The sequence below is a fragment of the Deltaproteobacteria bacterium genome (assembly GCA_016874775.1).
Classification (GTDB): Bacteria; Desulfobacterota; Binatia; order Bin18; family Bin18; genus VGTJ01.
Genome location: VGTJ01000234.1, coordinates 1 through 7,749, shown reverse-complemented (window position 1 = coordinate 7,749; position 7,749 = coordinate 1). Strand labels below are relative to the sequence as shown.

Annotated in this window: 13 protein-coding genes and 2 pseudogenes; 14 read left to right on the top strand and 1 reads right to left on the bottom strand. The window is 52.9% G+C overall.

The features are described from left to right. Positions 1-623 precede the first annotated feature (623 nt). The 14 genes and pseudogenes from FJ147_25885 to FJ147_25820 all read left to right on the top strand — a co-directional run bounded on the left by FJ147_25885 (position 624) and on the right by FJ147_25820 (position 7,118). Entirely contained in the window at positions 624-968 is a 345-nt protein-coding gene (locus FJ147_25885) for a hypothetical protein (GenBank protein MBM4259317.1), read from the top strand. Positions 969-979: 11 nt separating this feature from the next. Beyond that, on the top strand, positions 980-1,684 hold the full coding sequence (locus FJ147_25880) for a carboxypeptidase regulatory-like domain-containing protein (protein ID MBM4259316.1): 705 nt from the start codon (positions 980-982) through the stop codon (positions 1,682-1,684). After that, on the top strand, positions 1,681-2,196 hold the full coding sequence (locus FJ147_25875) for a hypothetical protein (protein ID MBM4259315.1): 516 nt from the start codon (positions 1,681-1,683) through the stop codon (positions 2,194-2,196). Before FJ147_25880 ends, FJ147_25875 begins: the two co-directional genes overlap by 4 nt. Further along, complete coding sequence (locus tag FJ147_25870; protein MBM4259314.1) at positions 2,163-2,402, top strand: hypothetical protein; 240 nt, start codon at positions 2,163-2,165, stop codon at positions 2,400-2,402. The genes FJ147_25875 and FJ147_25870 overlap by 34 nt, the downstream gene beginning before the upstream one ends. Then, on the top strand, positions 2,402-3,208 hold the full coding sequence (locus FJ147_25865) for an RHS repeat-associated core domain-containing protein (protein MBM4259313.1): 807 nt from the start codon (positions 2,402-2,404) through the stop codon (positions 3,206-3,208). Before FJ147_25870 ends, FJ147_25865 begins: the two co-directional genes overlap by 1 nt. Before the next feature lie 134 nt (positions 3,209-3,342). Next, entirely contained in the window at positions 3,343-3,687 is a 345-nt protein-coding gene (locus FJ147_25860) for a hypothetical protein (GenBank protein ID MBM4259312.1), read from the top strand. Between the two features lie 234 nt (positions 3,688-3,921). Beyond that, a pseudogene (locus tag FJ147_25855) lies at positions 3,922-4,008 on the top strand (RHS repeat-associated core domain-containing protein). Positions 4,009-4,367: 359 nt separating this feature from the next. After that, positions 4,368-4,871, top strand: coding sequence for a hypothetical protein (locus FJ147_25850; GenBank protein MBM4259311.1), 504 nt, complete (start codon positions 4,368-4,370; stop codon positions 4,869-4,871). A 20-nt stretch (positions 4,872-4,891) separates the two neighbouring features. Further along, on the top strand, positions 4,892-5,029 hold the full coding sequence (locus tag FJ147_25845; GenBank protein ID MBM4259310.1) for a hypothetical protein: 138 nt from the start codon (positions 4,892-4,894) through the stop codon (positions 5,027-5,029). 37 nt (positions 5,030-5,066) lie between these two features. Beyond that, the gene (locus FJ147_25840; GenBank protein MBM4259309.1) at positions 5,067-5,348 is read left to right on the top strand and encodes a hypothetical protein; all 282 of its coding nucleotides are present in this window, start codon (positions 5,067-5,069) and stop codon (positions 5,346-5,348) included. 14 nt (positions 5,349-5,362) lie between these two features. Further along, positions 5,363-5,773: a HEPN domain-containing protein gene (locus tag FJ147_25835; protein MBM4259308.1), complete on the top strand. Its 411-nt coding sequence runs from the start codon at positions 5,363-5,365 to the stop codon at positions 5,771-5,773. Beyond that, the gene (locus FJ147_25830) at positions 5,757-6,029 is read left to right on the top strand and encodes a hypothetical protein (GenBank protein MBM4259307.1); all 273 of its coding nucleotides are present in this window, start codon (positions 5,757-5,759) and stop codon (positions 6,027-6,029) included. Before FJ147_25835 ends, FJ147_25830 begins: the two co-directional genes overlap by 17 nt. A gap of 55 nt (positions 6,030-6,084) precedes the next feature. After that, positions 6,085-6,171 (top strand): annotated as a pseudogene (locus FJ147_25825) (RHS repeat-associated core domain-containing protein). 578 nt (positions 6,172-6,749) lie between these two features. Continuing rightward, positions 6,750-7,118: a hypothetical protein gene (locus tag FJ147_25820; GenBank protein MBM4259306.1), complete on the top strand. Its 369-nt coding sequence runs from the start codon at positions 6,750-6,752 to the stop codon at positions 7,116-7,118. A gap of 222 nt (positions 7,119-7,340) precedes the next feature. On the opposite strand, the gene FJ147_25815 is transcribed toward FJ147_25820, so the two are convergent. Continuing rightward, positions 7,341-7,601, bottom strand: coding sequence for a PIN domain-containing protein (locus FJ147_25815; protein MBM4259305.1), 261 nt, complete (start codon positions 7,599-7,601; stop codon positions 7,341-7,343). Between the last annotated feature and the right edge of the window lie 148 nt (positions 7,602-7,749).

Sequence of the window (7,749 nt, the reverse complement as noted above, 5' to 3'; positions counted from 1 at the left end):
TCGCTGCTCGCTCACAAGACCTTCTTTGCTTGCTCCCGCGGAACAAATCGGGTGTCGCTCTTTCCTCCTTCCTGCCTCTCGTGTTTCCTCTTCGTTCATCAGGCCAGCCCCGGTGGCCTTCGCCGAGGGGACGACAGAAAGGCAGGTCGGTACGTTTGTGGTGGGCGGTGCCTTGCAACGCCCCAGAGTGGTGGCCGCACACAAGTACCCCGATGGCATCGACTCGAATGGGCAAACGGTCTTCGGGTTTAGAAGCGATTTTATGTCCCCGAGTGGCGATCTTGGCGAGTACGGAGGTGGCCCTGTTGGGTATTGACCTCAAGTGATTTCTCTCAGAAGAATCCAAATGGAAATAGAGGGATTTACCATCTTCTTAATCACGACATGAATGGCAGCCTTCATGCAGAAGCGCCGGCCGAAGTTTCAGGGGAAGTGAAACGTAAAACGTAATGCGTAACGAGTAACCACCGCCCTCTCCCTTTTACGTTTTACGCGTTACGTTTTATGTCCTTGGCTCTTGATAAACGCACTCACTTTCTGTGCTGGCTCCTGTGGTTTTTCTTTATACGGGCGGTGCACGTGGCTCTCGCGCGCGGCTCCAAGTAACCGCGCAAGACGGAAGCGTGTCAGAAGCTCAAGTTGCAGTTGTCGTCCAGGACGCAGCGGTGATGGACCAGGTCTTTACTACCACCTGGGACGGCATGAACGCGGCGTTGTTGGCAGGAGACAAAGCCACGGCGCTGACCTTCCTCACCGCCAGTGCACAGGTGAAATACGGTCCGGTTTTCGACGTTCTCCTGCCTCATATGGCTGAGATTGTTGCTTCCTACTCGCCGCCGCAACGCTTTCTTGTGAGTACCAATATCGCCGAGTACGCCATCAATCGGGTCATCGACGGCGAAAACCGTTTGTTCTTGATTTCCTTCGTCAAGGACGCCTCCGGGGCGTGGCGTATCGATGGCATGTGAGGCAGACGATCATGAGAAAAGTTGCACTTAGCTGGAGTCTATTGTTGGTTTGCCTTAGTTGGCTATTCCCAGGTTGTGTCTTCGCCCGCCCTTTAGTTTACGTGGCTAAATCGGTTTCTGGACAAGTGGTCGATGCCGACACCGGCCAACCGCTCGAAGGCGTCATTGTCACGATCAATTGGGAGCTAACAGGTGGGATGCATCACTATCCGCAGGGGCAGGCGCATGTTGACGAAACGATCACCGATGCTCAAGGGAAATTCACCTTCCCCGGTTGGGGACCCAAGCCTGCCGCAGTAACTGCTCACCTCTACGAATCGACACCCCAACTACTCTTCTTCAAGAGTGGCTATGGCTGGGCCAAGTGCGTGAGCGACCTTGACACAGATGTGAACACGCGTATCCCTTTGTCGTCCGACTGTGATAGGAAGACGATTAAGCTCAAGAAGTTTACGGGAAGTTTTGAAGAATATGCTAAGCGGACAGGGCTGCTCGATGATTATTATAGGTTCGCCTTTAACGCCGAAAGCAATTGCGAATGGAAGCAAATCCCACGTATGCTGGTAGCCCTTCACCTAGAAAATAAACGTCTCACAGCGAGTGGTGTTTCCAACGCTTCCTATTACCTCCGCACGATAGAGATGAAAGATCAGAATTACAGACTCACCCAGAAGTGTGGGTCTATTCAAGAATTCCTCCGGAGCTATTTACCATGAAACGTTTTGCCTTTGGTGTACTGGCCGTGCTGTTGCAAAGCAACAGCACTTTTGGTTATGAAATCGTGACTCATGAACAGCTTTCACGCGAAGCTGTCGATACATCTGTCTTGGCGGATTCAGCTTTCCAATCCCAATTAGGATTGAAGCCTCCACGAGATCCATCGCAAACATTCCCTAACTCCAAACCTTCAGATGGGCCACGTACCATACTCGAACTCGTACAGGATGGGTCAAAGTACGAAGACAACGGCACCCGTGCTCGGGCCCACTTCTTCAATCCCCTCAACGGTCAAGCGCTGTTTAATACTTTCGGGTTTATTCCCTCCCCCGACTGGACCTTAGAAGATAACGGTGACATCTCTGGTCAGAACGATTCTTTCAAAGACACTCGCCAATTCTTCTTTGAGGCTCTCACTTCCCCGAGTGAAACCGAACGTAAGGCGAAATGGGGCCGAACGTTTCAAGGCCTAGTACCGTGTCTCGCAAGTTCATTAGCGGTGAAGTCGTAGGGCGCCTACCACGCGCCAGTCAGTTGGCGCGCTTCGCACGCCCTACAACTGAGGCGGTCGCGACGTTTACTACTTTCCAAGGGGTCAATATAATCGAGAGCTATGCTGAGTACGCGCTCAATGCCACAGTTAACGGTGAAAACAGATTGTTCCTGATTTATTTCCTCAAAGATGCTGACGGCGTGTGGCGTGTGGAGGCGATGTAATGACATCTGTACGATTACTCTATCGACTTCACTGGTGGCGGCTGCTGACGCTATTACTGCTCACTCCCACCCTCCTCGCCGCATGTGCAGTAGGGGGTATCGCAGCGGGACCGCCGGTCTATTCGTCGCTCCCGATCACTGCTCGGATTGTCGATGAGGACACCAACCAGCCCCTGGAAGGTGTGATCGTCGTCGATGTCACCTCTGGTGCCATCGTGCAGCGGATGGACTATGATGAGTTTGGGCAAGTGATTACCGATACCAATCCGGGCTTCCAACCGTTTGGCTTTGCCGGTGGCTTATATGATCGGGATACCAAGCTGGTTCGCTTTGGTGCACGCGACTATGATGCCGAGACTGGTAGGTGGACCACCAAAGATCCCATCGGCTTTGCCGGCGGCGACACCAACCTCTACGGCTACGTCCTCAATGATCCGGTCAATTTCGTCGACCCTGATGGTCGTCTTCTGCAATTTCTTCTGCCATGGATAGGGCCAGCTCTTGTTGCGGCGGGGGAATCGGCCATCCAAGCGGGACTCATTGTCGGGAGTGCAGTCGGACTCTCGACACTGGCCGATAATATTTCGGCGGCGAATGGCCCCTTTACTCCAGACGAGCAAGCACTAGACGAGCTAGCAAGGGATGCTCAACGCAACGGGATCACGCCACAAGACGCTCAGGCGCTAAAGGACTGGCCGGATGAGTTAGGGGTGGATCAGCGTGGTCCAGAGTGTCACCCCAAACGGAAATACGGCAAGAACCCTCATATACACATTGGTGGGAGAGATCACATATTCCTTAAATAACTATGAACAGGACTAATTACACACTCGTGTCTGAGGTGCGCGGCAACACCTATCGACGGCTCCTTGACTATGCACTGGGTGAATGCTCAAAGGCCCTCCTCGTGATCCGTCCCTCTCTTCGGCAGGAACTCTCTGTGTCAGAGGCTCTACAGGAGCTTGAACCATATCTGGCTGACACTCAAGTCACGTCGGAGTGGCCAGGAGCTATTCTCTATGGGGAAAAGGCAACCGTGCGCCGCTATAGATATGAACTTGGGAGTGCAGCAATCTTCAAGCGCCTCGGCGAAGGACTTTACGATTGGGAGCAACCGAAGTTGCCAGAAGATCTGTGCCTGCTGAGAGAAGATGAAGTCCCCTGGCTCATCTCAATTGCTCACGAGAAGGATAGTTACCTGTACCTATCTGATGAAGAGCGAGCCAAACTAGCAGCTGCGCTGCCTGAGGTCGACGCTATCTTGAAGAGAGACGAGGCAGAGTGAAGTCTGTCAAGGAAATGGGCGAAGCATCAGGTGCCACGGGCGACCTGCTCGCTCATACTTATAATCACTGTGAGTTACTAACGGTAATCTATCCCGGCTAGGGAATCTTGCGCCGGCGCCAGTAATCGGGGCGGCGGCGATCCGGTGCAGGACAATAGGGGACGTTGTTAAATTCGTGGAGTGTTGTGAGTGACCAATGTAATTCCATAAATTCAACAACGTCCCCTGTTTCCGCCGATCGGGTTTAGTGGCGGCGATACCAACCTGTATGGGTATGTGTTGAATGACCCGGTGAATCTTTATGATCCCGATGGCGCGACTGCTGCCGTTGCTGCGATTTCTGGAGCAGTCGCAGGGGCTGGGGCGCTAGTAGGGGGAGTCGCAGCAGGGGTAGCAGGCGGCATTGGGATGACTATTGGGGATTTGTTGCTGCCATCACCTGCTGGAGACGCTGCAGACATGCTGGGCTCGAATGATCATCTGTCACGTGCTCACAATGATCCATATGCCTTTCCCTTGACGGTCAATCCAGGTAGAGATTGTAATGGTAAATGTAATCCGTGCCCTCCACCGAGTCCAGTTTGGACGCATACACATGCAGATGGCACGACGAACAGTCATCAATTGATTTGGGATCAGAATCCGGACACCTGCGTCTGCTATTCTAAGAGAATTCATTGATGAAAGATGTGACTCAGCTCCTTAATCGCTATCGCGAGTGTGTCCGGCACCTCTGGAATACGTATTTCTTCGAGGCTGCATTCTCTAATACGGACTGGGATCTTGCTGACGAATATGAAGAAATATGCGGGCAACTTTTTAGCGCACTTGTTCTCAACCAAGTTGACAGACGAACGCATAGGAAAGCACGAGCTTTTGAGCAGTCACCGCAACCGCTTTCTTTCTTTCGCGTCGTTCCCTCTGCGACGAGTGGGGTACCGATTCATATAAACCGAGAAAAGAAGGCCTCTCCATATTGGGACCAGCAAATGACCTTTATCAAACCTGATGAAGTGGATCTACGATTTATTGATTTCTTTGACTTTGGCAGGTTAGATTTTCGCGAGTTGGAATACTGTCGGGTACGCATTGTTACTTCAACGGCGAATACTGATTTAGCTGACCATGACGCACTTCTTGAGTGTCAGCATGTAGTTGTGCTTTTTGATGACGCCGTGCTGTAAGCTCAGCCACCAAAGATCCCATTGGCTTTGCGGGCGGCGACACCAACCTCTATGGCTATGTGCTCAATGATCCGGTGAACTTTATCGATCCGTGGGGATTGAAAGTCTTGCTCTTGCAAGAGGAAAGTAGATCTGCCATTCCCCGCCAATCAGTTTGATCATTGGTGGCTCAAGACTGATACGTATGAGGCTGGGATGGGCGCTCGCCCCAACGAAATTCCCGGACAAGGAAATTCCGATATTCTCTATACGTCAACGCAGACGGTTGATCACACTGACCAATCTGAAGCTCCCGATGCCACCTGCGAAGAGAAACCAGATGTGGACGAACAATGCGTAAATGAGGCGATTGCTCCAGGGCAATCTACCGGACCATGGATGCCGACTAATCAGTGTCAGACTTTTGCGTCCCAAGGTTTAGCGGCCTGTCGCTGCCAACGTTTCGAGTTGTCAGACTTACTCGGCTCGCTCGAGTGAGCTAATATGGCTGCGTGAATCCTGAACTCGAATTGGCGCGGGCCTTGTTGGAAGATGCGAAGCTGCTGTTAACGCACGGGCGACATCGCTCGACCGTCTCCCGTGCGTATTACGCCGCGTATCACGCGGGCATCGCGTTGCTCGAAAAGCTCGGGCTGAAACCGCAGAACTACGCTGGGAAAAGCGGGCGACCTGCGAATCGCTGGGAACATGGCATTGTGACTGCGGAGGTGGCCGCCAATCCTCGCTCTAGCGCCATCCTGACCTCGTCCGTAGCGCTCCAACTCCGTTGGCAGTATATGCAGCGCATTCGCGGCGACTACCGTGCCCAGGTAACTATCTCGACGATCACTGCCCAAACGAGCGTTACCTTGGCTGAACAGATTGTGACCACTGTGGAGGGATACCATGCCCAGCACCCTTAACTTGCAACCTTTGTCTTTAGGACAAGCAACAGAGTTATTTAAGACCGAGTTCCGGAAACGGTATCCCCAGAGCCGCTTTCTTCTGGATGGCGAAGGATATGAGGACGAAGACTTGGATCTCAATGTATACGTTGATGGGGACCAGCTTGAACTCGAGCGATACGCGATAGAGGTGAGCCACAGCATCCAACAGGCCACGGGGTATTTTATTCTGCCGTTCATCCTTCCGGCAGCTGAGCATCCAAGTGGGGTTTGATCGCGTTACGACTTCTATGCTGCACCTACGACACGATTCTTAATTCATCGCCACGAAAGATCCCCTCGGCTTCAATGGTGGCGATACCAACCTCTACGGCTATGTGCTCAATGATCCGGTCAATCTGGTTGATCCGTGGGGCTGGTATTCTGAAGTGATTATTTGGCCCCCGGTAGGATGGGGAGAATCCTCGTTTGGCCATGCCTCCGCAACGATCAACGGGAACTCGTACTCGTGGGGGCCGAGTGGGATGGGTAAAGTACCTATTGGAGACTCCTTACTCAAAAACGGATTTCGAGAGGGGATCGGAACAAAGCTAAATCTCACGCCTGATGAGGAACGCAGACTCGAAGACTTTCCCAAGAACTACGAGCAAACGAACAAGTACAACCCTCTCACCAACAAGTGTGAGGATGCCATTGAACAGGGGTTAAACAATCTCGGGCATGATATGGGCTCGCCGTTCTTTCCGACTTCACTTGGGCAGTCCCTGTTAAACTCTGGCTTGAATAACGGGGTCAACCTCTATCCTCCATTTATTCCACCGACAGGATCGAGTGCGCCATGGGCCAAATAACGAAGGCGGCATTGGAAGTCATGGGCAGGAGCCTCAAGCCTCCTGCCTCTTCCAGAAAAAAAGACACCCGAAGGAGAACTACGTGGTGGGTGATTCTTATTGGGCTATGCCTTAGCTCGTGCCAGTCCAGAGAACAAAACCGCATGCTCATTACCGCTCCGGTCACGCTCAGTTCTACACCGCTTCTCATCACTCCTCACCCACCACTGACGACCACAGGATATTTTACAAGTTTGTGTGTTGCGATTCCGCCGGGCTACGAGAGCGACACCAAACGGTGGCAGTTACGAGCACCGGATGGAAACTGGGTGTCTATTGCTGCTACTTTGCAAACGAAGTCTGGAACTCTTCTCCAGCTTGATAGGATTGGCTTCCTCTCTGGAAAGAAGGACTATATTTATTTAACCATCCCAAGCTCTCAGGAAGATGATCCGTATGAGCAACTGGCCCTGCGGGCAACACATCCGCTAGAAACTGACGAAATTCGTTGGCTTAGTACTGACAAACAGTGAGGTTACAACACCGGGTGCTACGGGGAATGTGATCGCCCGTCTCCATGCTTCTCACTCGCGGTGATAGGCATTCTTCTCTTAGCTGCCCGCGCCCTTGAGCAGGAAGTCGAGGGTTTGCAGTACGGCTTTCTGGCGGGCGCAGAGCAAGGCTTAGGTTTTGTCTTCTGCCGTGCTGGCAGCGAGGTGGGTGCGGTAGAGTGTGGTCACGGCGTCCAGCGCTAGCTAAGCTTCGGGCGTCACCACAGGAAGCGGCACAGGCTGAAAGTCTTTGGTATTGCGCGTAATCAGATACGCGGCCTGGATCGTCTGCGCACTGGCTAACTGGATATTATCCTCAAAGTCCGGCAGTGAAGAAGCCGTGGCGGTGTCCAGGATAGCCGTTGTGAGCGGCACCAATTGGAACCCGCGCACAGCCGTCTGTGCATCAGCTCGCGCTTGGGCTTCGGAGAAGACGCGCCGCCGAAAGAAGTAGAGTACGGGCACCGTCAGTGCGGAGGTCCAGCCCCACCGCTGTAAAGGTCGAGGCCTGAGGTAAAGTGGTGGTCTGACAAGAGAAAACGGCTCTGCTATAGCGTCCGGGAGTGGAGGGACGCGATGGAAGCAGAGTTTGCCCGTGAGGTGTTAAGCCGGT